The sequence below is a fragment of the Pseudomonas sp. P20 genome (assembly GCF_016463925.1).
GTDB classification, from domain to species: domain Bacteria; phylum Pseudomonadota; class Gammaproteobacteria; order Pseudomonadales; family Pseudomonadaceae; genus Pseudomonas; species Pseudomonas aeruginosa.
The window spans coordinates 65,783-88,580 of the sequence record NZ_JAEMVM010000063.1; the positions used below are offsets into that span (position 1 = coordinate 65,783).

General features: G+C 66.8%; 26 protein-coding genes and 1 pseudogene. 8 read left to right on the top strand and 19 right to left on the bottom strand.

Annotated features, from left to right (window positions below):
* Positions 1-6 precede the first annotated feature (6 nt).
* A complete protein-coding gene (locus JHD77_RS31145) occupies positions 7-1,572 on the bottom strand; it encodes an aminotransferase class I/II-fold pyridoxal phosphate-dependent enzyme (protein WP_031756153.1) in 1,566 nt (521 codons plus the stop codon).
* A 65-nt stretch (positions 1,573-1,637) separates the two neighbouring features.
* On the bottom strand, positions 1,638-2,330 hold the full coding sequence (locus JHD77_RS31150; protein ID WP_003082787.1) for a helix-turn-helix transcriptional regulator: 693 nt from the start codon (positions 2,328-2,330) through the stop codon (positions 1,638-1,640).
* 433 nt (positions 2,331-2,763) lie between these two features.
* Here JHD77_RS31150 and JHD77_RS31155 point away from each other — a divergent pair, with 433 nt between their 5' ends.
* The 4 genes from JHD77_RS31155 (at position 2,764) to JHD77_RS31170 (ending at position 5,800) form a co-directional block, all read left to right on the top strand.
* Positions 2,764-3,102 carry a hypothetical protein gene (locus tag JHD77_RS31155; protein ID WP_003112384.1) on the top strand — a complete coding sequence of 113 codons (339 nt, stop codon included), beginning with the start codon at positions 2,764-2,766 and terminating at the stop codon, positions 3,100-3,102.
* 182 nt (positions 3,103-3,284) lie between these two features.
* Positions 3,285-3,635 carry a YciI family protein gene (locus tag JHD77_RS31160; RefSeq protein ID WP_003082795.1) on the top strand — a complete coding sequence of 117 codons (351 nt, stop codon included), beginning with the start codon at positions 3,285-3,287 and terminating at the stop codon, positions 3,633-3,635.
* A gap of 174 nt (positions 3,636-3,809) precedes the next feature.
* Positions 3,810-4,559 carry a DUF899 domain-containing protein gene (locus tag JHD77_RS31165; protein ID WP_003159886.1) on the top strand — a complete coding sequence of 250 codons (750 nt, stop codon included), beginning with the start codon at positions 3,810-3,812 and terminating at the stop codon, positions 4,557-4,559.
* 17 nt (positions 4,560-4,576) lie between these two features.
* Positions 4,577-5,800 carry an RNA polymerase sigma factor gene (locus tag JHD77_RS31170; protein WP_003082803.1) on the top strand — a complete coding sequence of 408 codons (1,224 nt, stop codon included), beginning with the start codon at positions 4,577-4,579 and terminating at the stop codon, positions 5,798-5,800.
* A 7-nt stretch (positions 5,801-5,807) separates the two neighbouring features.
* Here JHD77_RS31170 and JHD77_RS31175 read toward each other — a convergent pair whose 3' ends face one another.
* From JHD77_RS31175 to JHD77_RS31185, 3 genes are all read right to left on the bottom strand, one after another.
* Complete coding sequence (locus JHD77_RS31175; protein WP_016253673.1) at positions 5,808-7,019, bottom strand: MFS transporter; 1,212 nt, start codon at positions 7,017-7,019, stop codon at positions 5,808-5,810.
* Positions 7,020-7,188: 169 nt separating this feature from the next.
* Positions 7,189-7,602, bottom strand: a complete 414-nt coding sequence (locus JHD77_RS31180) for a VOC family protein (RefSeq protein WP_003082839.1) — start codon at positions 7,600-7,602, stop codon at positions 7,189-7,191.
* A gap of 36 nt (positions 7,603-7,638) precedes the next feature.
* Positions 7,639-8,064, bottom strand: a complete 426-nt coding sequence (locus JHD77_RS31185; RefSeq protein ID WP_003086910.1) for a YciI family protein — start codon at positions 8,062-8,064, stop codon at positions 7,639-7,641.
* Between the two features lie 257 nt (positions 8,065-8,321).
* Between JHD77_RS31185 and JHD77_RS31190 the strand changes: the two genes are divergently transcribed.
* The 3 genes from JHD77_RS31190 (at position 8,322) to JHD77_RS31200 (ending at position 10,263) form a co-directional block, all read left to right on the top strand.
* Positions 8,322-8,591 (top strand): MoaD/ThiS family protein, encoded by a 270-nt coding sequence (locus JHD77_RS31190; protein WP_023090681.1) that lies wholly within the window; start codon positions 8,322-8,324, stop codon positions 8,589-8,591.
* Positions 8,592-8,611: 20 nt separating this feature from the next.
* Positions 8,612-9,718: a WD40/YVTN/BNR-like repeat-containing protein gene (locus JHD77_RS31195; RefSeq protein ID WP_003123007.1), complete on the top strand. Its 1,107-nt coding sequence runs from the start codon at positions 8,612-8,614 to the stop codon at positions 9,716-9,718.
* A 68-nt stretch (positions 9,719-9,786) separates the two neighbouring features.
* On the top strand, positions 9,787-10,263 hold the full coding sequence (locus JHD77_RS31200; protein ID WP_003086914.1) for a YbaK/EbsC family protein: 477 nt from the start codon (positions 9,787-9,789) through the stop codon (positions 10,261-10,263).
* Between the two features lie 15 nt (positions 10,264-10,278).
* Here the strand turns inward: JHD77_RS31200 and JHD77_RS31205 are convergent, their stop codons facing one another.
* Positions 10,279-10,677 (bottom strand): VOC family protein, encoded by a 399-nt coding sequence (locus JHD77_RS31205; protein WP_017148866.1) that lies wholly within the window; start codon positions 10,675-10,677, stop codon positions 10,279-10,281.
* A 37-nt stretch (positions 10,678-10,714) separates the two neighbouring features.
* Complete coding sequence (locus JHD77_RS31210) at positions 10,715-11,371, bottom strand: helix-turn-helix domain-containing protein (protein ID WP_025270943.1); 657 nt, start codon at positions 11,369-11,371, stop codon at positions 10,715-10,717.
* On the opposite strand from JHD77_RS31210, the gene rhtA reads away from it, so the two are divergent.
* Entirely contained in the window at positions 11,370-12,263 is an 894-nt protein-coding gene (rhtA, locus tag JHD77_RS31215) for a threonine/homoserine exporter RhtA (RefSeq protein WP_003086919.1), read from the top strand. The two genes, JHD77_RS31210 and rhtA, sit on opposite strands and share 2 nt — an antisense overlap.
* On the opposite strand, the gene pmpM is transcribed toward rhtA, so the two are convergent.
* From pmpM to JHD77_RS31275, 12 genes and pseudogenes are all read right to left on the bottom strand, one after another.
* Positions 12,246-13,679, bottom strand: coding sequence for a proton-coupled multidrug efflux MATE transporter PmpM (gene pmpM, locus JHD77_RS31220; RefSeq protein WP_003123004.1), 1,434 nt, complete (start codon positions 13,677-13,679; stop codon positions 12,246-12,248). The genes rhtA and pmpM overlap by 18 nt on opposite strands.
* A 523-nt stretch (positions 13,680-14,202) precedes the next feature.
* Positions 14,203-14,415 carry a hypothetical protein gene (locus tag JHD77_RS31225; protein ID WP_014604010.1) on the bottom strand — a complete coding sequence of 71 codons (213 nt, stop codon included), beginning with the start codon at positions 14,413-14,415 and terminating at the stop codon, positions 14,203-14,205.
* Positions 14,412-14,714, bottom strand: a complete 303-nt coding sequence (locus tag JHD77_RS31230) for a hypothetical protein (RefSeq protein WP_191519239.1) — start codon at positions 14,712-14,714, stop codon at positions 14,412-14,414. Before JHD77_RS31230 ends, JHD77_RS31225 begins: the two co-directional genes overlap by 4 nt.
* Before the next feature lie 404 nt (positions 14,715-15,118).
* A pseudogene (locus JHD77_RS32955) lies at positions 15,119-15,559 on the bottom strand (hypothetical protein); the annotation flags it as partial.
* A complete protein-coding gene (locus tag JHD77_RS31240) occupies positions 15,556-17,766 on the bottom strand; it encodes a hypothetical protein (RefSeq protein WP_014604008.1) in 2,211 nt (736 codons plus the stop codon). The gene JHD77_RS31240 and the pseudogene JHD77_RS32955, both read right to left, overlap by 4 nt.
* A complete protein-coding gene (locus JHD77_RS31245) occupies positions 17,753-17,983 on the bottom strand; it encodes a hypothetical protein (RefSeq protein WP_031674674.1) in 231 nt (76 codons plus the stop codon). The genes JHD77_RS31240 and JHD77_RS31245 overlap by 14 nt, the downstream gene beginning before the upstream one ends.
* On the bottom strand, positions 17,980-18,210 hold the full coding sequence (locus JHD77_RS31250) for a hypothetical protein (RefSeq protein ID WP_003094285.1): 231 nt from the start codon (positions 18,208-18,210) through the stop codon (positions 17,980-17,982). Before JHD77_RS31250 ends, JHD77_RS31245 begins: the two co-directional genes overlap by 4 nt.
* 9 nt (positions 18,211-18,219) lie before the next feature.
* Positions 18,220-19,038 (bottom strand): phage BR0599 family protein, encoded by an 819-nt coding sequence (locus JHD77_RS31255; RefSeq protein ID WP_010791806.1) that lies wholly within the window; start codon positions 19,036-19,038, stop codon positions 18,220-18,222.
* Complete coding sequence (locus JHD77_RS31260; RefSeq protein ID WP_041025753.1) at positions 19,025-20,731, bottom strand: hypothetical protein; 1,707 nt, start codon at positions 20,729-20,731, stop codon at positions 19,025-19,027. The genes JHD77_RS31255 and JHD77_RS31260 overlap by 14 nt, the downstream gene beginning before the upstream one ends.
* Complete coding sequence (locus tag JHD77_RS31265) at positions 20,731-21,654, bottom strand: hypothetical protein (RefSeq protein WP_191519238.1); 924 nt, start codon at positions 21,652-21,654, stop codon at positions 20,731-20,733. The genes JHD77_RS31260 and JHD77_RS31265 overlap by 1 nt, the downstream gene beginning before the upstream one ends.
* A gap of 1 nt (position 21,655) precedes the next feature.
* Complete coding sequence (locus JHD77_RS31270; RefSeq protein WP_014604004.1) at positions 21,656-22,612, bottom strand: hypothetical protein; 957 nt, start codon at positions 22,610-22,612, stop codon at positions 21,656-21,658.
* Positions 22,612-22,798 (bottom strand): hypothetical protein (locus JHD77_RS31275; protein WP_199506551.1); only part of this gene is annotated, 187 nt, incomplete at its 5' end. The genes JHD77_RS31270 and JHD77_RS31275, both read right to left, overlap by 1 nt.

The window sequence follows — 22,798 nt, forward strand, 5'->3', positions numbered from 1 at the left end:
CGCGCCTCAGTCCGGCCGGCGCGTGGCCAGGCGCAGGCCGGAGCCGCGGGCGAGGGCTGCCGGCCTGACGCAACGGACCCGGTAGCGGCCGCGCTCATCGATCTCGATGCCCTGCAACTCGGGAGCGAAACCGGGAAAGTGCTCGCCGAAGGCCTGCAAGGCCAGCAGGTAGTCGATCAGCGCCGGTGATTCCTCGGCCACCCGTTCGCCGGGCAACAGCAGCGGCGTGGCCGCCGGATGGACGCCGACCAGGCTGGCGACCACACGGCCGCCGAGCCTGTCGATCGCCACCGCTTCGGTTTCGTCCCTGACCAGGTGCCCATAGACCGTGGCCGGCGCCAGCGCGGCGTGGCCGGCAGCCCTGGCGGCGGCGTCGGCGAGGGCGGTCAGGTGCAGCCGCAGGCTGGCTTCGTGGATCATCGCGCAGAGTTCGCGCAGGCCGATGTAGCGGTACAGCGGCGAGCTGTCGAGCAACTCCGGCAACACCTGCTTCAGCGGCGCATCGTCGTCGTGCCGGCGTTTGAATTCGCACAGCCTGTCCACCAGCGGCTGCGCGTGTTCCGCCCTGGCGCCCTGGGGAAACAGCAGCAGGAAGCGATAGTCGCCGGTGCGCAACGGGGCGATGCCGTGCCGGCGCAGGTAGCGGCAGACCACCGCGGCGGGTACTCCGAAGCTGGCCGGGCGACCGCGCGAATCGAGGCCGGGGGCGCTCAGGGCGACGCGCAGCGGGTCCAGCCGAGGACTGCTGTCGAGTGTCTCGGCGAGCCCGTGCCAGCGCTTCGCCGGCGTCTCCCGGCCGGCCTCGATGCCAGGCCCCGGGTTGCCCCGCAGTATCTCGAAGAACCACGTATCGCCATCCTCCCTGGCGAGCCGCGCGGCGGCCTCCCAGAGCGCCCGGCGAAAGGCCTCGGCGATGTCGCCGGCGTGCGCCGCCGGGGCTCCTGCGGACGTCTTGCGGTAGGCCGTGGAGAGGTCGTTCAGCGGTGTCGCCAGGCGCTCCGCGGTGCTCCCCGAGCCGATCCGCCACTGCTTGGCCGGCGCCAGGTCGAGGCGTGCGCGGCCGTTGTAGCGGGCGCTCACCGGCGTGCGCGGGACCGGCGGGGCATAGTCGCGCAGCCGCCTGGGGCCTGCCGGGGCGCGCCATTCGCGCAGGTCGCTGTCGATGCGCTCGGCGATGAAGCGTGCGGGGCCGGCGGCCAGGTTGAAGCATCCCTGGACCTCGTCCAGTAGCTGGCTGGACAACTGCTCGATGCGCAGTTGACGAAACAACAGGAACAGCGGGATGGACGGCGCGACCTGGCGGAGTTCATCGAGCGCCGCCAATTGTGCGGCTTCGTTCTCGCCTGTCGGCTCCGCGACGAGCAGGAGGATGCCGGTGGGGTGCGCGGCGTTGCCGAGAAAATCCAGGGCGACCTTGCGGCTTGGCGCCTGGAAGAGCCGATAGCCGCGTATTTCCAGTTGTCGACAAAGCTCGGAAAGACGATTCGCATCATTGGCCGCGTTTATGTTGGAAGTGACGAGTATTGAATGACGCGAAGGATTGTTTCGAGACATGCTGTTGTCCTTGTCCATTCGAACCGCTCGGTTTCGCCGGCAAAAGCGTCGCCCGGCACGCCGAAGGCTCTCGCGAGGCGCGACTAGTGATTGATGATGTACTTGGCGCTGGCGAAGGTCGGCGGGATATAGAAGTTCCACTTCTTTTGCCGGGCGAGTGCCTTGAAGGCGCCGATGCAACTGCAACCGACCTTCTGGAAGATGTTGCTCTTGTGAAACTTGACGGTACTCAGGGAGCGGCTGATCTGTTCGGCTATTTCTTTTTCCGAGAGACCGGAAAGCAGCAGGTAGATCACGTCCCATTCGCGCGAGGTGAACAACTCCGAGGGGGGCGTGAAGGTGAAGGTACCGATGCCGTCGGTGGCGATGAAGCCGCGCGGGGCGACCGAGGTCAGGGTCTTGGCATGGGCGATCACCCCGGTGCGGTTGCCGCGCCGGTCATACAGCGGCATGCGCTCGAAGTACAGGCAGCAGGGCGCCGGATGGTCGTCCGGCCTGAGCAGCGCCAGGGCCTCGATGCGCTTGCCGGTCTGGATGACCAGCTTGTCGTGCTCTTCGATGCTGGCACTGAAGGGGGACAGCAGGGAGTTCTTCTGGCCGAACCGCGGGGTGATCAGTTCGGTATAGCGACGATTGACATAGACGAAGTTGAGACAGTTGTCTTTCACACTCCAGGCCTCTTCGCTCTGCTCCCAGGAAATGATCAGTTCGATGGGAATGTGCACCGACATGTGGTGAGTCATGTCCAGCAGCTTTTCGATATCCAATAGCGTCATTGGCTACTCCACTCATTTACATGTGGGCGGGTCTTTGAATGGAAGAAAGATGGCGAGGCGAGTGCGTGCCGGGATGTTCGTTGGGACCTGCGGAAGTTTCTCTGGCAAGTGCTATCTTCTTTTCGGTGGCGTTCGACTCCTGCGTCTGCGAAGTGTTACCGGAGCAACTACGCCGGGGCGCAATTCGATTTCAGGTTATATCCGCGACCTCATGCCCAGGCTGTACTTTTGATCGAGTTTTTTTGCGCTGTTCTAATAGGGGCGGGCGCGTTGTTCGAAAAGTCGATTGACAGCTGACGGAGGTGGCCAGGGTCCTATCGAACAATTCCAGGAATTCCCTTTTTCCAATGCGCGATGCCACCGGTCCGTACTTCGCTCGCCGGGGCCGTTGCGCGGCTATGGTGGAAGTCCCGAGGCCTATCGAGGCTTTGTCATGTCGCGTGTGCTTTTCCTGCTCCTGGCCATGGTGCTCGCCGGCCTGGGCCAACCGACCCTCGCCGCGCCCCTGCCGGACGAGCTGCCGGCAGCGTTGCCCGCCGCGCCGCCGGTCGCGCCGTTGCCCATGGGCAGCGCGCCACAGCCGCAACCGGAGGCCGCCGAGCCGGACCTGCCGGGTAGCGACGCGGCCAGCGCCGACGGGGAGGCGACGACCAAGGACGGCTTGAAGATCGGCAACGGCAGTCTCCGCCTGCGCCAGGACGATCCCGGGCCGACCCGGGAAAGCCCGCTGCGCGATCCCCGCCTGAATCCCTACGCACCGCGTCAGCCCTGACCGACGGCCCGCGCCCGGTGGTCGGGCGGGTCTAGGCTTGTGCTGCGGTCGGCGGCGTTCCACGGCGAGCGCCGACCGTTCGTCCGCGCCGCGGGCTTTTTTCCCCGCCACTGTCGAAAGGCGCCCTCGCCGGGCGACTACCGAACGAACGGATCGTCGATCCGCACCAGGAGCCCACCGCCATGAAATACCTCTGCCTGATCTATTTCGACGAAGCGAAGCTGGCCGCCGTGCCGGCCGAGGAGCTTGCCGCCATCGTCGACGAGTGCATGACCTACTCCGACCAGTTGGGCAAGGCCGGCCACTACATCGCCTCGCACGCCCTGCAGTCGGTGCAGACCGCCACCACCCTGCGCCACCAGGGCGGGCGGCTGGCGATGACCGACGGGCCGTTCGCCGAGACCAAGGAGCAACTCGGCGGCTTCTACCTGATCGAGGCGCGTGACCTCAACCAGGCCCTGCAGATCGCCGCGAAGATTCCGCCGGGACGGCTCGGCTGCGTCGAGGTGCGACCGGTCAAGGAATGGGAGTGAGGGCGCCCGGCGCCGGAGGTGAAGCATGTGCCCCCTGTGCATCGCATCCCTGTCCCTGGTGTGCGCCGGCGGCGCTTCGCTGGCCGGCTTCGCCCTGGCGACCGGGCGCCGGCGCCGCTGGCGGAACGACCCCGGGCAGGCTGGAAAACCGAGAATTTCCGTGGAGAATCGGCAATGAATCCTTCTTTGCAGGACCACCCGGTGAGCAACCGGGAACAATGGCTGGACGCCCGTCGCCGCCTGCTGGCGCGGGAAAAGCAACTCACCCGCCTGCGCGACCAGGTCGCCGCCGAACGACGCGAACTGCCCTGGGTCAGGGTGGACAAGGACTACCGCTTCCAGGGCGAGCGCGGTGAGCGTTCGCTGGCCGAGTTGTTCGGCGGCAATAGCCAGCTAATCGTCTACCACTTCATGTTCGCGCCGGGCTGGAGCGAAGGCTGCGTCGGCTGTTCGTTCCTCGCCGACCACATCGACGGCGCCAACCGGCACCTGGCGCACCACGACGTCAGCCTGGTGGCGGTATCGCGCGCGCCCCTGGAAGAGTTCCAGGCGTTCCGCCGGCGCATGGGCTGGCGTTTCGACTGGTACTCCTCGTACGGCAGCGATTTCAACCGTGACTTCGGGGTGTCCTTCGACAAGGCGCAACTGGCCGCCGGCAGCGTCGACTACAACTACCAGCCGACCCCCGACGCCGGCGAGGAAATGCCGGGTGCCAGCGTGTTCCTGCGCAATCCGGCGGGCGAGGTGTTCCACACCTATTCGGCCTATGCGCGCGGCCTCGACATCCTGCTCACCACCTACAACTTCCTCGACCTGACGCCCAGGGGGCGCAACGAGGACGCGATCATGGACTGGCTGCGTCACCACGACCGCTACGACGAGGCGCCGAAAAGCGCCTGCTGCCATGCGCAGGCCAGCCATTGAGGGAGCACGGCGAGCCGTTGCGCAGCCGCATCGAGGCGCTGTACCGCGAGGAGTCGCGGCGCGTGCTGGCGACCCTTATCCGCCTGCTCGGCGATTTCGAGCTGGCCGAGGAGGCCTTGCACGACGCCTTCATCGCCGCCGTCGAGCAGTGGCCGCGCGACGGTATCCCGCGCAACCCGCGCGCCTGGCTGGTTTCCGCTGGGCGCTTCAAGGCCATCGACAACCTGCGCCGGCGAGCGCGTTTCGACGCCTCGCAGCGACTGCTCGCCGAGCAACTGGAAGAGCAGGCCGAGGCGCCGGCGGAGGAGGGCGATGCGGTGGAAGACGACCGGCTACGCCTGATCTTCACCTGCTGCCACCCGGCGCTGACCCCCGAGGCACAGGTGGCGCTGACCCTGCGCGAGGTCTGCGACCTGCGCACCGAGGAGATCGCCCGCGCCTTCCTCGCCGCGCCCAGCGCCATCGCCCAACGCATCGTGCGGGCCAAGAACAAGATCCGCGAGGCCCGGATTCCCTACCAGGTACCGACCCTGGAGGAACTCCCCGAGCGGCTGGGCAACGTCCTGCAAGTGATCTACCTGGTGTTCAACGAGGGCTACTCGGCCTCCACCGGCGCCAGCCTGACCCGCGCCGATCTCAGCGGCGAGGCGATCCGCGTCGGCCGCCTGCTGGTCGAGCTGCTGCCCGACCCCGAGGCCCTCGGCCTGCTCGCCCTGATGTTGCTGCACGACTCGCGGCGCCAGGCGCGGATCTCGGCCAGCGGCGAACTGGTGCGGCTCGACGAGCAGGACCGCGCTCTGTGGGATCGTGGACTGATCGTCGAGGGGCTCGGCCTGGTCGAGCGGGCCCTGGCCAGCCGCCGCGTCGGGCCCTACACCCTGCAGGCGGCGATCGTTGCGGTGCATGCCCAGGCGCCGCGCGCCGAGGACACCGACTGGGCACGGATCGTCGCCCTCTACGACGCGCTGCTGTACCTGGCGCCGTCGCCGGTGGTCGAACTCAACCGCGCCGTGGCCTTGGCCATGCGCGATGGCGTCGAGGTCGGGCTGGCCGTGGTCGATGCGTTGCTGGCGCGAGGTGAACTGGCCGATTACCACCTGGCGCACTCGGCGCGTGCCGACTTCTGCCGCCGTCTCGGTCGCCGCCGCGAGGCCCGCGAGGCCTACCGCGCGGCGCTGGCCCTGGCGCGCCAGGAGCCGGAGCGGCGCTTCATCGAGCAGCGCCTGCGCGAACTCGATTGAAGCCGGCTCAGGCGCCGTTGGCGCAGGCCGTACGCGCTTCGCCGCCAACGCCACGGGTGAACCACCAGAACGCCAGGGCCGCCAGGCTGATCGCCGCGCCGAGCAGGCTCACCGCGTCCCAGCCGGCCCAGGCGTACATGGCGGTGCCGGCGCTGGCGCCGAGGCCGCTGCCGGCGGCGTAGAACAGCATGTAGCAACCCACCAGGCGGCTGTGGGCGCGCGGGTCGATGGCGAAGACCAGGCTCTGGTTGAGCACATGGATCGCCTGGCCGGCGAGATCGAGCAGCAGCACGCCGAGAATCAGCGCCGCCAGCGAATGCGCGCCGAGGGCGAGCGGCAGCCAGGACAGCAGCAACAGCAGCAGGGCGCCGCCGCTGAGCGCCTGGGCGTGGCCGCGATCGGCCAGGCTGCCGGCCCGCGCCGCGCCCAGCGCGCCGAGCGCGCCGACCAGGCCGAAGGCGCCGATGGCGCTGTGCGACAGCGAATGCGGCGGCGCGCCGAGCAGCAATACCAGGCTGCTCCAGAACACCCCGAAGGCGGCGAACATCAACAGCCCGAGCAGGCCGCGCACCTGCAGCACGCGCTGGCTCGCCAGCAGGCCGAACATCGAGCCGAGCAGTTGCCGGTAGGTCAGCCCCAGTTCGTTGCTCGGCGCCGCCGGCAGTACCCGCCAGAGCAGCAGGCCGAGCCCGCCCATGCTCGCTGCCGAGACCAGGTAGACGCTGCGCCAGCCGCCGAGGTCGGCGAGCAGCCCGGCCAGGCTGCGTGCCAGCAGCAGGCCGATCACCACGCCGCCCTGCGCCGCGCCGACCACCCGCCCGCGCTCGCCAGGCGCCGCCAGCGCCGCGGCGTAGGCCAGCAGTCCCTGGGTCATGGCGGTGCCGAGCAGGCCCAGTCCGAGCAGCCCCAGCGCCAGGCCGAGGGTATCGCCGGCGAAGCCCACCAGCAGCAGCGACAGCACCAGCAGCAGGAGCTGGACGAACATCAGCCGGCGCCGCTCCAGCAGGTCGCCCAGCGGCACCACCAGCAGCAGCGCCAGGGCGCAACCGGCCTGGGTCGCGCCGAACAGCAGGCCGACCCCGGCCTGGCCGATGGCGAACTCGGCACCGAGGACGTCCAGCAGCGGCTGGGCGTAATAGACGTTGGCCACGCTGAGACCGCAGGCGACGGCGAACAGCAGCACCAGCGCGGAGGGGAGGGAGGATGGCGAGGATGGCATGCGAAGCGCTCCGTAAGGTTTCAATATGAAACTAAAGCGGAGGCTAGGAATTTTGGTTTTAAAATGCAACCTATATTATCGCAGCAGTGCGTCTATCGATCGCGACTCGCGCACAGTGGAACGCGGGCCCGCCGCTGATTCACCTGGCGGCGGGCCCGCGTAGCGGACGCTACCGGTCCTGCTCGCAGTTGACCATCCAGGCCACGCCGAAGCGGTCGGTGAACATGCCGAAGCTCGCCGCCCAGAAGGTCGGGCCCAGCGGCATCTGGACCGAGCCGCCCTCGGCGAGGGCGTTGAACAGGCGCTCGGCCTCGGCCTTGCTGTCGACGTTAAGGCTGATGGAACAGCCCTTGATGCCTTCGTAGGGATAGGCCGGGTGATTGTCCGAGGCCATCAGGGCGAAGCTGCCGACCACCAGCCGTGCGTGCATGATCTTGTCCTTCCAGTCGGCCGGGATGTCGCCGCACTCGGGGCTGTCGCCGAACGGCAGCATGGCCTCCAGGGTGCCGCCCAGGTGCTGGTGGTAGCAGCTGAAGGCCTCCCGGCAATTACCGTTGAAGATCAGGTAGGGGACGATTTGCATGGCGCTTTCCTCGTTCTTGGCGGAGTGCGGGGCGGTTCAGTTGCGTTTTTCCAGCTCGGCGCGCAGGCGCTCCTCGCGCTCGCGCAGTTCCGGGGTGAACTCCTCGCCGAAGTCCTCGGCCTCGAAGACCTGGCGGATCTCGATCTCGGATTCGCCGTCGAATGGGTTCGGGCATCGCTTGACCCACTCGATGGCCTCTTCCAGGGAGGCCACCTGGAACATCCAGAAACCGGCGATCAGCTCGCGGGTCTCGGCGAAGGGGCCGTCGATCACCGTCCGCGCGTTGCCGGAGAAACGCACCCGGGCGCCCTTGGCGCTGGGCTGTAGCCCTTCGCCGGCGAGCATCACCCCGGCCTTGACCAGTTCCTCGTTATAGCGGCCCATCGCCGCGAGCAGTTCCTCGCTGGGCATCTCGCCGGCTTCGGAAGCCTGGGTGGCCTTGACGATCACCATGAATCTCATCTGCGTTCTCCTTGTTGTTCTGCGCAATGACGGCCCGTTCTGGCCCGCCTCCCGAACTGGTCGAACGGCAGGCCGGCGGATCGACAGGCGACGGCGGTTTTTTCGCTGGCCGGGGCAGTATAGGAGGCCCGCGCCGAGCGGCCGGGATGGCCGACGAGCGTCGCTGCGGAGTGTGCCGACCGCTGGGCGGGCCGCGCCAGCCGTGGCCTGCAGGGCTTCTACACTGTTCCGGCAGAGCCATTTCCGCGAGCCTCGGCATGCCCCGTATCGTCTTCGCCCCGGCCATCCAGCGGCACGTCGCCATGCCCGCGCTGGACGTCGGCGCCGCCACCGTCGCCTCCGCCTTGCAGGCGGCCTTCGTCCGCGAGCCGCGCTTGCGCGGCTACCTGCTCGACGACCAGGGCAGTCTGCGCCGGCATGTGGCGCTGTTCGTCGATGGCGTGCAGGTCCGCGATCGCCGGGGATTGGGCGATCCGCTCCAAGACGATAGCGAGATCTACGTGGTGCAGGCGCTGAGCGGCGGTTGACCAACAGAGGAGGACATCCGGTGAGCGAGCGACTCTATGTCGGCACCCGCAAGGGCCTGTTCGAGCTGCGGCGCAACGCGGCGGGCCAGTGGCTGCCGATGGCCAGCCACTTCCTCGGCGAGCCGCTGAGCATGCTCCTCGCCGACCCGCGCGACGGCGCGCTCTACGCGGCGCTGAATCTCGGCCATTTCGGCGTCAAGCTGTGGCGTCGCGACGCCGGCGCGACGGACTGGAAGGAATGCGCGGTGCCGGTCTATCCGCCGCAGCCGCCAGCGGCCGAACCGCTGGAAGGCCAGGCGGCGGAGCCACCCTGGTCGCTACAGCAGTTGTGGATCCTCGAGCCAGGCGGCGCCGACCGGCCCGGCACGCTGTGGGCCGGGACCATCCCCGGCGGCCTGTTCCGCTCTGACGACCGTGGCGCCAGCTGGCGCCTCAACCGCGAACTCTGGGAACGACCCGAACGCGCCCAGTGGTTCGGCGGCGGCTACGACCATCCCGGCATCCATTCCATCTGCGTCGACCCACGCGACAGTCGCCACCTCACCGTCGCGGTGTCTTGCGGCGGCGTCTGGCAGAGCCACGACGACGGCCGCAGCTGGACCTGCACCACCAGAGGCATGCGCGCCGACTACATGCCGCCGGAGCAGAGCGAGGAGGCGGCGATCCAGGACCCGCACCGCCTGGTGCAGTGCCAGGCGCGCCCGGAGTTCCTCTGGGTGCAGCACCACAACGGCATCTTCCGTTCCCGCGACGGCGGCCTGCATTGGCAGGGCGTGGTCGCCGAGCCGTCCAGCTTCGGCTTCGCCGTCGCCGTGCATCCGCGGCAGCCGGACACGGCCTGGTTCGTCCCGGCGACCAAGGACGAATGCCGCATTCCCAGGGACGCCCGTTTCGTGGTCACCCGCACCCGCGACGGTGGCCACAGCTTCGAGACCCTCGAGCGCGGCCTGCCCGATGGCCCGGCCTACGACCTGGTCTACCGCCACGGCCTGGACATCGACCCCAGCGGCGAGCGCCTGGCCATGGGCTCGACCACCGGCGGCCTGTGGCTCAGCGAGAACGGCGGGGAGGACTGGCAGCAGCTCTCCGCCAACCTGCCGCCGATCTACTGCGTGCGCTTCGCCTGAGCGCGCGGTGCTGGACAGCCTCGGCGCGCTTGCATAAGTTCGTGGGTTTTCGCCAAGGAGCCCACCCCATGAGCCTCGAATCCGTCCGGCGGTTCTTCGCCGAGAAAGCCCCGGACCTGCGCATCATCGAGCTGGAAACCAGCACCGCCACCGTCGCCCTGGCCGCCGAGGCCCATGGCGTGGAGCCGGGGCGGATCGCCAAGACCCTGTCGCTGCGGGTCGGCGAGCGCACCGTACTGGTAGTGGCGCGCGGCGACGCGCGGCTGGACAACCGCAAGATCAAGGCCGCCTTCGGCGGCAAGGCGAAGATGCTCGGCGCCGAGGACGTGGTCGAGCTGACCGGGCACCCGGTCGGCGGAGTCTGCCCGTTCGGCCTGGCGACGCCGCTGGCGGTGTACTGCGACGTCTCGCTGCAAGCCTTCGACGAAGTGCTTCCGGCCGCCGGGGCGGTGCACAGCGCGGTCCGCATCGCCCCGCAACGGATGGCCGAGCTGGTGGATGCGCAGTGGGTCGATGTGTGCCAGGAAGTCCTCCAGGAAGCCTGACGGCAACTGCCGGGCTCAGGCCAGATTGAGCTGCCAGGACACCCCGAAGCGGTCGGCCAGCCAGGCGAAACGCTGGCTGAAGCCGTAGTCGCCGAGCGGCATCAGGGCCTTGCCGCCGTCGCTCAGGGCCTCGGCCAGGCGCTCGATCTGCGCGTTGCTCTCGCAGTCGACGAAGAAGGAGAACGCCGGGGTGAAATCGAAGGCGTGCCGCACATGGCTGTCGATGCAATGCACGCTCTGGTCGCCGAGGCGGAACAGCGCCTTCAGCACCGAGCCCTCCGGGCCCGGCCCCTCGGCGCCGTAGCGCTGGATCTGGAGGATCTCGGCGTCGTCGAACAGCGACAGGTAGAAGTTCATGGCCGCCTCGGCCTGGCCCCCCTGGAACATCAGGAAGGGTCGTACGCGTGCGCTCATCGCGGTCTCCTCTGGAAGGCTGGCTCGAGGCTAGAGCCTAGCTCACCACGTTGCGGGTGAAACGCACCACCTCGTCGCCGTCGCCGTCGTTGACGTAGGCGTACGGCTGGTCGCTGGCGAAGGCATGGAAGTCGCCGGTCTCGATGCGCCGTTCGCCGTCGGCCAGTTCCAGGCGCAGGCGACCTTCGATGACCAGAACCATCTCCCGCCAGCCGGCGGCGTCGGGTTCCGATACGTAGCGCTCGCCCGGTCCCAGCGACCAGGCCCAGAGTTCCACCTCGCGCCGCGCCGGTGCGCTGGCGAGGAGGGTGGCGCGGCTCTCGGGGTGGTGGCCGACCCAGGCCACCGCATTGATCCGCGAGCGGTCGGTGGCCGGTGCCTGGACCAGGTCGGGGAACAGCACGCCGAGGGCGGCGGCGATACGGTCGAGGGTCGACAGACTGACATTGACGTCGCCGCTCTCGATGCCCACCAGCATCCGCCGGCTGACACTGGCCGCGCGGGCCAGCGCTTCCTGGCTGAGGCCGGCTTGCAGGCGCAGGCGGCGGACGTTGCCGGAGACATGTTCGAGGACGCTGGGGCGTTCGGTAGGGTTGGGCAATATATTGCTCACTGTCGCGGTTTTGCGCATTATAGTGCACATCCCGTTTCCCGCAGTCCATCGGGCTGCTTCCCACTGCCGGACCTCTTCCATGACCTCCACCTCCCGCGGCCTCGCCGGAACGCTGTTGCCGGTCGGCCTGCTATTGATCGCCATGGCCTCGATCCAGAGCGGCGCCTCCCTGGCGAAAAGCATGTTCCCCCTGGTCGGCGCCCAGGGCACCACGGCCCTAAGGCTGTTCTTCGCCGCGCTGATCCTGCTGCTGCTCCTGCGTCCCTGGCGCAAGCGCCTGAGCCTGCAATCGCTGCGCTCGGTGGTGGTCTACGGCATCGCCCTGGGCGGCATGAACCTGCTGTTCTATCTCTCGGTGCGCACCGTGCCGCTGGGCATCGCGGTGGCCCTGGAGTTCACCGGGCCGCTGCTGGTGGCGATCCTCTCCTCGCGGCGCCTGCTGGACTTCCTCTGGATCGGCCTGGCGGTGTTCGGCATCTGGCTGTTGCTGCCGCTGGGCAACAGCGCCGAGCCGCTCGACCTGGTCGGCGCCGCCTATGCCCTCGGTGCCGGCGTGTGCTGGGCGCTGTACATCCTCTTCGGCCAGCGCGCCGGCGCCGACCATGGCGCCCAGGGCGCCGCGCTGGGGGTGCTGGTGGCGGCGATCCTGGTTGTGCCGATCGGCGTCGCCCACGCCGGCGCCGACCTCCTCGACCCGGCGCTGATCCCGTTGGCGCTGGGCGTCGCGGTGCTCTCCACGGCCTTGCCCTACACCCTGGAAATGGTCGCGCTGACCCGCCTGCCGGCGCGCACCTTCGGCACCCTGATGAGCATCGAGCCGGCCTTCGGCGCGCTCTCCGGGCTGCTGTTCCTCGGCGAGCGGCTGAGCCCGACCCAATGGCTGGCCATCGGCGCGATCATCCTCGCCTCGGTCGGCACTACCCTCAGCGTCAAGTCGCGTGGCGCCGCCCCGGCGCTACCGGCCAAGGACTGAGGCGGCCGCCGCGTCCTCCCGCTGCAGGCGCTCGTGCTGGCGGATGAAGCGCCGCGCGCTGCGCGCCAGGCGGATGCAGAGCATGATCGCCGCGCCGGTCAGGCCCACCACCAGGCCTTGCCACAGGCCGCGCGGTCCGGTGGGTTCCTGGAACCAGTCGGTGAGGCCGAGGCTGTAGCCCACCGGCAGGCCGATGCCCCAGTAGGCGAACAGGGTCATGATCATCGTCACCCGGGTGTCCTGGTAGCCGCGCAGGGCCCCGGCGGCGGTGACCTGCAGGGCGTCGGAGAACTGGAACAGCGCGGAGAACACGATCAGCGAGGCGGCGATGGCGATCACCGCCGGGTCCGGCGAATACATCGCGGCGATCTGCTCGCGCAGCAACAGCATCAGGCTCGCCGAGACGCAGGCGTAGCCCAGCGCCGCGGCCATCCCCACGCCGGCGGCGAAGCGCGCGTCGCGCGGCAGGCCGGCGCCGAGGTTGTGGCCGACCCGCACGGTCACCGCCATCCCCAGCGAATAGGGAATCATGAACACCAGCGCGCTGAAGTTCAGGGCGATCTGGTGGCCGGCCACCACGTTCTCGTCGAGCCCGCCGATCAGCAGGGCGATCACCGAGAAGATGCTCGACTCGGCGAACACCGCGATGCCGATCGGCAGGCCGACCGCCACCAGCGGGCCGATGGTCGCGCGATCCGGCCACTCCCAGCGCGAGAACAACTGGCTGGCGCGGTAGATCGAGGCCTTGTTCACCCAGAACAGCATGCCGAGGAACATGAACCACATCACCGAGCCGGTGGCCCAGCCGCAGCCGGGGCCACCCATCTTCGGCATGCCGAAGTGGCCGTAGATCAGCGCGTAGTTGATCGGGATGTTCAGCAGCAGCCCGCCGATCCCCAGCACCATGCTCGGCCGGGTCCGTCCCAGGCCGTTGGTGTAGCAGCGCAGTACGTGGTACAGCGCCGCCGCCGGGAAGCCCAGGGCGATGCCCTTGAGGTACAGCAGGCTCGGCCCGATCAGTTCCGGGCGCACTTTCATCAAGCCGAGGATCGGCTCCGACAACCACCACAGCACCGCCCCCGACAGCGGTCCGATCAGCAGCGCCAGCCACAGCGCCTGGCGCACCAGCGGCCCGGTGCCGGGCTGGTCGCCGGCGCCATGGCGCTGGGCGACCTTGGCCGTGGTGGCGAGCAGGGTGCCGGTCATCAGCAGGAACATCGGGATCCAGATCGAGTTGCCCAGCGCCACCGCTGCCAGGTCGTGCGGACTGGCGCGCCCGGCCATCACCGCATCGACGAAGCCCATGGCGGTGGTCGCCAGTTGCGCGATCATGATCGGCGCGGCGAGGGTCAGCAGTTCCTTGAGTTCGGCGCGGATGCGCAAGCCACGGGAAAGGGGCAGGGCGGGGCTGTTCACGGCAGTCCTTGTCTGGGCAGGGGAACCGCGTAGTTTACGGGTTGACGGGGTGGTCAGGAAGGGTCAGCAGGGTCGTGCCGGTTGCCCAGCCCCCCACCGCGCTACGCGCAGACAAACGACCCCGCGCTGCCCGCTTGAGGCTCGACCCCGTAGGGCGAATAACCGCCTGGCGGTTATCCGCCGGATACCCGTGACAGCGGCGGATGACATGCCCTGGAAACGCCGGACATCTCCCCCAGACTTTTCCGCAGCCTCTCTCAGACGCCCAGGAATTGGATAAAAAACCAGTAGGAGGAAGATGGAGGGGTCGCCAAGTCCATCTGTTTTCTTGGGGGCAGAAAAGACGCGAGCCGCAGGTGCAGGAACACCTACGACCCGCTAACCAGAGACCAGCTTAACGATAGGAGCTGACCCATGGCTAAGGTCGATGATGTAGCGCCGCGCGAAATTTGACGTCCGTCTGCGCAATAAATTAGGCGGGCCAGTTGTTTCGTCTACGGCAAAAGAATTTCACAAGATGCACTCATGGGAGTGGATAGCGCTCCTTGATCGCCTGGACGGCTGCGACCCATGCCGCCAGATCCGGCTCGGTGCCAGCGGCTATGGCGTCAAACTCAGCCTCCAGGCGCAGCGGGTCGGACTCGGTGCAATAGGCCTGGCGGCGCAGCGCTCTGATGGCCTCCCGCTGCTCAACCTGCTGGTCTTCGGGTGACTTCAACATGCTCCAGTCGATCATTGTGGCAACTCCACCGGGCCATCGGCCTTGACCAGCAGCGGTTCAGGGAAGCGAGCGGTAGCGCTGGCGCCGTCGGCCAGCGGGAACCGCAGACTGAACTCTAGACGCCCCTCACGGCGAACGACGGGGCCAGCGAACCATTCCGACCCGATAGCCTCGGCCGGCAACTCGCCGCCCTCCGGGAGCGGTGTGAAATCGAACGGCTGGCCGTTCACGGTGAGTACATCGCCAACTCTGCTCAGCATCAAGCGTTCATCGCTGCCGGGCAGCGCGACATACGGCGACAACGTAACGATCATCAGAACCACCTCCCAATGGCGATAGCACGGTTATTTCGAGTTTGGGCGCCAGGGGTGAACGATGCAGACGAGATGCAGAGAAACCCCAGGTTTGCATAGTTGGTTGAGGAATTGAAATAGACAGTCCCCTGGTTCCTGGCAGCGATGCCAGGGTCGTAATCCGCTCCGGCCCCCGATGCGACAACTGAGCCAAACATCATTGACGGCGACACAAAGTTGGCCGGGAACGTCCACCTGGCACCAACAGAACTCGCTTCCGCAGTAAACGTTAAAAGGCTGCTGGAGCAAATTTGCGTTCCATCTGCGAGCCTGACGTAACTTCCGTTCGCGTTACTGCCTCCCTCGTAGATCGCACCAGTTGGCACACCGCCAGCCTGAGAGACCGTCCCGAGAATATCGGCGACGGCAGCGGCCCCCAAGCCTGCCCATGCGTTGCTCTGCCGGGCATAGCGCTTTCCGTCGCTCGGCGCGTCGGCCATCCCGCCTACCAGCTCAGTCCAGGCGCTGCCGGAATACTCATACGTCTTGACCTGGCCGCTCGGCGTCGTCTCGTTCGCAACCTGCACCCGCCAGCCCAACCTGGGCGGCATGTACTCCCAAATAGGCGTGGTCGCGCCAGTCGCCCACCAGCGGGCCAGGCGGTTCTGGTTCGCCCCGTCCCCGGTGAAAATGTAAGTGTCACCCTCGGCCTGGCCGCTGGTCGGCAGCGTGGCGACGCGCCCCTTGACGACCGGCTGCCTCAGAAAGTCATCCCATCGCCACATCCGAATCAGATCGCTGTAATGCCCTTCTCCCGGCAAGCCATTGATCAGCAAGCCGGTATTCGGTCCCATATAAAGAGTCATTGTGCTACGCCTCCAAGTTCCTCGCCGAGGCGGAAGCCAAGGCCGTGTCGTTCGATTGTGATGTCGTGTTGCTGCCAGCTCTGCAGACCGTCGCGAACGCTGAACAGCACGATGCGCAGCACCGGCAGCAGCCCATGCGCCATGTCGTCCTCGAGCGGGTAGGTCCAGGTCGTGCCGGTCAGGCCGGTGTACGACTTCTTCAAGCTGGTACCGCTATAGATGCTCAGCGTGTAGGTCGTGCCAGCTTCCAGCGAAATGCTGCTGGCAGAAGAGTCCACCAATTGGTCGGACTGCAGCAGCCGGTTGCGGTGCGCCCACGACACGGTCAGCACACCGTAGGTCTTCGTCGGATACGCAACACCGCACACAAGCACGCGGCCTGGCGCATAGGGTCGCGCCTGGCGCTGGTTCATTCGCAGTGAGTCGACCGGTGCCAGGTTCTCTGCGAGCGTCGCCGAGCTGGTACGGCTCAGCAGCTTTACTTGCACCGTCTCGCCGGTCACGTACTCACGCGTGTCCTCGGTCGCCCAATCCTCGTAGAACCAGATCAGCGCGCCGGCCTCATGCGGCGCTGGCACCGTATCGACGCATCCCCGCGCGAGCACCGCGGTGCCGGCCGCGGCGTTGATCGCGTCGACGCGGAAGATCTCGTCATCGATCATCGCGGCCGAGCCCACCTCGACGAGGTCAAGGTCAACCCCTTGGACAAGCGTGACGCTGACGCTGGTCAGGCCCCGGCCGATATCTGCTGAGATCGTCGCGACCGGGCAGAAGTCGCCGGACGTCCGCTCTTCGAACGGTGCAGATCCCACGCGGCTGAGCAGCGCGTAGTTCATCTGCAGGCCGGACGGCCGCATGCCCATCACTGCGAGGACACCCGTCTCGGGCTGCAGTTGGGCGAGATCGGCATCGCTCAGTGCCGCCGCGAGGTCGCGGTACGGCGCCTCGATGAGCCGGCGGGTCGCAATGACCCGCGGGGTGCGGTCGGGCGGGGTCCAGTTCGGCGGCTGTACTGCGGACGTCCCGGCTGCCGGCAGTCCGAACACGTCTTCCAGCGCGGTGATGACGATGGTGCCCTTCGTGAGGGTGCCATAGTCGATCTTGCCGGCCCGCAGGACGATCAGTTCGATCCCGCGCTTCCGGCTGCGAACGCAGAACACGTCGCCAGGGTTCAGCGCATATGCGCGCCGATCGAGCCGCACCTGGAGCTTGCGGATAGCCGACGTCGACACGTTGCAGTCGCGCGCCGCCACCCTGCCGGCCAACTCGCCGGTCGGTAGGCCCGGATACTCCTTCGTCGTCGTTATCACGCCACCGGCCGCGCGGATCGCGCCGGCATTCTTCGCACGGGCACGCCGGTCGGTGTTTGTGATGGGGTCATGCCAGACGACGACGAACTGGTTCGCGGTGCCGTCGAGCGATGTGATGCTGTCTTCGTCGATCCCGAGCAGCCCGCTGTCATCATCGAATACGGGCAGCGTCGCGACGTCGTAGTCGTCACGGATCAGCCGCAGCGTCCAGAGTCCGGTCGAACGGGAAAGGAACTGAGTGGCGCCAATATGATCGAGGACGGTCTGCTCGAAGTTGTCCAACTCGTCTGCAACGCGAAACTTGAGGCACAGGCCAAAGCCCTCGGCGAACAACGTATCTGCGGCCTTGCGATATGACGCCTGGTCCAGCAGGCCGCGATCCTTGCCACGGCCCCAGTCCCGGTTTGTCTGGCACTCGAACAAGATGTGAGCGGGGTTCATCGCCTTCACCTGGTCGCCGGTCAGGCTGATCACTGCTTTCTCGGGATACCAGGTTCCACCGTCCCATCCGTTGAGTGCTCGTCGCCACCGGCTCATCCAGGCTTTCGGGTACTTGTTCATCGCGCAGAGCTGACCGTCGAAGAAAGCAGTGGTGACCCCGCGAAACGCAGGTACCAGACCGCCCACCATCGCCGCCAGTCGAGGATTCACCGATTGTTCCGGGGCGCCGAACATGACGTCCAGCGGCCCGACGATGCCGCCCTCGGCCTTGTCTCCACCGAACAATTCGCCGGCATTGATCTGGATCGTCTGGTTGCTCTTGACCGATCCTTTCCATGCAGTGCGATCACCTGCCTTGATCTCGACCAGCTCATCCAGCGGCCCCCTGGCAAAACCCATGAGAATGCCCATGAGGTAGCGAAAGCCGACAGTTTGCGCTTTGCTACGGCCGCCCATTGCTCGCCTCCGCACGTGCGTGGTTGACCAGGCGCAGGGCCAGCTCGTCACCGGTAGCCTCAAGCACCGATGCCGCGACTCCCTGGGCAACGAACCGGTGCCAGTCCAAGCCATGGGCATTGAACCAAGCGCGCGCACCGGATACGCAGTAACCCGGCCGGCTGGTCAGCCCCGGTACACTGCGCAGATGCGCTGTTGTGATGATCAGATCCGTCACTTCTTCGACCCCTTCGATTTGACTGCCTGCATCCGCTCGTGACCGGTCCCGAGGACGATCCAGTCCTCGATCCACACATCGCCGAAGATCACGTAGTGGCCAGTGCCGTCCTCGGTCTGCGGAAGATCTTCGGAAGTCAGCGCCTCAGGTTTCGGTTTCGGCGCTTTCGCAGAAGTAGCGCTGCTGATCAGATACGACGCGACCAGAATCGCGATTTGCACCCACATGGATGACTCCTACCACCAGGGATCGCCGTCGAACGGCGACTTGCCCGGAAGGAATGGCACTGCACCGCAGTTCGCCGTGTTGTTGAACTTGTCGTTGCAGGTTTGGATGAGCTGATCACATCCGGGGAACGCGACAGCCCGAGTACCAGGAGCCAACAGCGAGGTGCCACCGACCAGGACCAGGCGGTTGCCGGTGTGTTGCTGGATGCCACGCTGCTCGATCACTCCCTGGCCGCTGTCCCACTCGACGTAGCCTCCGCGGAACCAAGCATCGGGGTAGCCGCCGATCGCGTTGCCGGCCCCCGTCACGCTGTTGCCATCACGCAACTCGACCGTGAACGGCACGCGGTATTGCTCGCGGTCTGCCCGGCAGTTGTGATCGAACACCGTGTAAGGGCACTCACGTCCCCATGCGAGGCTGATCGATGTACGCGGTTCGGTGCCGAGCAGCCGGCACTTGATCTGCACCCGGCTGTCGGCCGGCCAGTTCACCTCGTCGATCCTGCCCATCCACACCACAAGCCCCTGCGGTTCGTTCCAGTGGATGTCCCAGACGGTCAGTGTTGGAGCCTTCGATGGCCGAGCGCCCCGGTACAGCTGCGCGACTTCTAAGTCGCTCGGGCCAGTAACCGTCATGATGTCGGCGCTGACCTGGCCGGTCATGCGCCGTCCATCGTCGCTCACAGGCCGCGCCCGAAAGGTCATGTTGTTGAACTCGATGTCTCGATTCGCTGTTGTGTAGGTCCAACGGATCGGGCCGAGGCGGAAGTCGTACAAGCTGATCGCCTGGCCATCGGCGAGCGACCGCTCGCGATCACTGAAGCTCATCGCGTACTCCTCGGAACACCGTGCTGGCTGTGCTGATGCCGTCGGTGTCGGTTTCGTGGGTGATCTGCACGCTGTCGCTGTCTTGCCGGCAGAGGGTCATGAAGGAGATGCGCGCAACGTCGCTCGGCCGGACAACTGTGCCGAGCGCGCTGTCGATCGCCATACGCTCGACGTCGACGTTCAGCTCGCTGACGTCGAGGATGCGCCGGTAGAAGACCTGCCCGCCGAACAGCTCAATGCGGATATCGCGCCGGCCGGGAGCATCAGCCCTGAAGAACCGCGCCAAGCCGCACAGCTCGACATCGAGGACGGAGCTGGTCGCAGCCACTGCGTCGACCAGCACCAGGTCGGCGGCATGGGTCGGAATCCAGATCGCTTTCTGTCGGCCGCGCAGGGCGTACAGCAGGCTGCGCAACGCCGCGTGCTCCTCTCGGCCCTCGGTCTGCCAGCGGAATCCATGCACCGGGAAACCGACCCCCGCCTGGTCGGCGAATTGCGGCAGGCCGGTTTCGTTGTCCAGGACATCGAGCAGGCGCTGGTACGACAGGGACAAGTCTTCGGACTCCTCGGGCCGCTGCTCGATGACAGGCCAGCCCCGGTACGTTGTCGTCGGCATGACCTCCGGCCAATCGCTGCTGTCCATCACCAGGAACCGCGCTTGTGCGCTGTAGAGGGTGTCGGTCAGCCGGGTCAGCGCCGGTTGCTCCGTCAGCTGTGCGGTGCGAATGGGGTACAAGCGGGAGCCGGCCGGCCAGCGACGCTGAACCGGGCGGGCCAGTTGAATCGCCGACGCGGTCAGATCCTGGATCTCCACCACCTCGTACTCGAACGCTGACTCCCCGCGGAGCAGCGCAAGGCCCCCAGCACGAAAATCCCGCCAGCGGGTGTCGCACTCGACCGTTTGTGCTCCGGCCGCGGTGACGCTTGCCAGCAGCTGTATGTCCGGCCACACCGGCAGCGCCCAGATTCGCCCACCCCAGCCTGCAAGGCTGAGGTCGAGGAGCACTCGCTCGCGCCCCTCCGCGTAGAACTCGGCTTCGAATGAACGCCGGGGTGACAGGCGCAGCGATCGCCGTTGCTCGAGTCCCGACGTGCTGGTCAGCAGCTCGGTCAACCACTCCAGCGACTCTTGGACACCGTCAGCCCAATCCGGGGCGAACGACCAAGCGGTGATTCGGTTTCCGGTAATGACCAGGATCAACGGCTGCTCGTCCTGCAGTTGCCAGACGATGCGAGCGTCCACTACCGGCGGTCCATCCGTCGACACCGCAACAGTCCAGATGCGCTCCTGCAGCGCCGCGAACGGCAACGGCGGAGACGGCTGGCCGGCCAGGCTGATGCCATCGGCGGCGTCGCGATCGATCCGCGACAGGGTGCGGGGCGTGAAGTGGGCGTTCCAGACCGAGACTGGGCGCTCCTGGACGCTCACGACGTTCCCCAGATCCAATCGGCCAGGGATCAGCCAGATGCGGTTGTAGAAGTTCTCGGCCAGGTCGGACTGGTGAACTGCCGAGTACGCCGAGTGAATGACGTCAACCGGCTGGTGTGCCCCATAGCTGCCAGCCAAGGTCGAGGCGCTGGCCGAGCCCAGGGTGATGTCCTGGTTCATGTCCAGAGTGGAGATGTTTGGCGTGATGCCGGCAACGATCCCCTCCACAGGCTTCGGCACCTGGAACCCCGGAAACGTCGCCATTACTCAAGCACCCGGAAGCAGTAGCCGACCCATGCGCTGGTGTTGCCGAAATCGCTGGCGGTTCCGCGCTGGAGCAGCGGGTACACGCGCCAGGTGTCGCTGCCGACGACCAGCGGATCACCAGGCGCGAGGAAAGCCATGTTGCACAGCCCGAAGTCCGGCACCTCGCCCACGTACCGCGAGCGCTGCTGAGCGCCGAACGCATAGATTGCGCAGGGCACAGGGGTGGTCGAGCTGTTCAGCTCGTTTGCGCTGGCGTCGATCAGCCCCACGTCGGGATGGTACTGACTGCTGTAGTTTCCGCGACCGGGGCCGACGACGCGCCGGGGGACGTTCGTTGTGTAGTCGAACGGCAACCACTCCGGCGACGGGCCGCCGTCGAGGCCGTCCAGCCGCAGCATGCAGCTGCTGTTGCTGTATTGAATGTGGTAGCCATCGAACGGATGCGACGACCAGTTGTTTGTCAGTGCCTGACCGGGGGTATAGATGAACGAGCCGCAGACATACTGACCGCCCGTATAGCCGACGCCCCGTTTGTTGAGCGAGCCAATCATCACCGGCCGGAACTGACCTGCCGCGATTTCGACGTGTAAGTGCAGATACGCAGCGGTAGCAAACAGGTGGTAACGAGTGAGCGGCCCGCCGCTGAGCTGCGCGATGGTCGGCCCTTTTGACGAATAAGGATTGTTCTGTACGGAATTGCCTGGCTGCGCGTTCCACGCCAAAGCGTTGTCGAACCCCGTATTGCCGGCGAGCTGCCATTGATTGGAACCGGCGTTGAATGACCAGTAGCCGTCGGCGTTGTGACAAAGCCATTCCGATGCCGAGGCGCGGTCGGTGACCCAGCCGAGCGACTCCGCGTGGACGCGCAGCTTGGCGAGCAAGTCGGCCGGGTTGTTCGCTGTTCCTGTGAAATAGGCCATGTCAGTCCTTCCTGATCGCGTAGAGCCAAGGGTTACCGCTACGCCAAGCGGTTTGGAAAACGACGTGGTCCACACCGTCCTCGACGATCACGTCTTCGGCGCCGGAGTTGAGCGTCGGCACGTAGAAGGCGCCGTCGAAATCGCCCAGGTAGCGGCGTCCCTCGGTTTCGCGGGTGACGAACTGCAAAGCTTTCAGCGGGAACTTGCTGAAAGAATCGCGGAGCTGGTTGATCACAGTGTCGCTACTACCCGCATAGCGGGCGCAGCCCAGCGGCAGCAGGGTCCGATTGTTGTAGTCGGACTCGTTGTTGCTGTTCGATGCGACGGTGAAGCCCAGCCAACGGCCCGCCGGGTCGCGGACATAGCAGCTTCGCTCCACCGGGCTGCTGATGCCCCGGTGCCGGTCGCTGACATCTGACCATCGGGTTGCAACGTCGCCACGGTAGGAGCCCACGACAGCCAGCGGATACGGGAACTGCGACGGCGGACACGGTGGCAGGATGAAGCCAGCACCGGCCGACTCGTAGATCGTGCTGACCTTGGCTACCATCCAGAAGCGTCTGCCGTTGGCGAAGAACCAGTACGGCATGGGCTGGTTCCACAGCAGCGCCTGAACTCGCGGGCTGTAGTTGGCAAACGCGGTCCAGAAGTCACCGCCAGGCGGAATCGCTCCAGGATTGAACGCCGTGCCGCCCATCAGGCGCAGGTTGTAGTAGTCCAGCGCCGTATCACCGTAACTCTGAATCCCCATGTAGATGGCGTCGGTGCCGCCCAGTCCTGGGGCGCGCAGTGTCACCTGGCGCACGGCTATCGCAGTGCCGGACGCGGGGATGCTGTTGTCGAAAACCTTCTCGTAAGCCTGCCCAGCTGCGACCAGGTCCGGGCTCGCGGTGAGGAACTGGACCAGGCGCTCGACAAGGTTCTGGTGGTTCGTGGCGGTGCCGAATTCGGTGGCCATCAGTTGATTCCCAGTAGTTGACGGAATTTCTGCGGGTCGCGGCTGATGTGCAGAACCATTGCCTCGTCGCCGTAACGACCCGCCATCACATCACCGATGCGGCTGGGATCGTCGACCAGGTAGAAGTTCTGGTTGTTCTTCAGCGTCGCGCTGAGGTTCTTTGCGGGCTCCTGCAGGCGCGAAGCA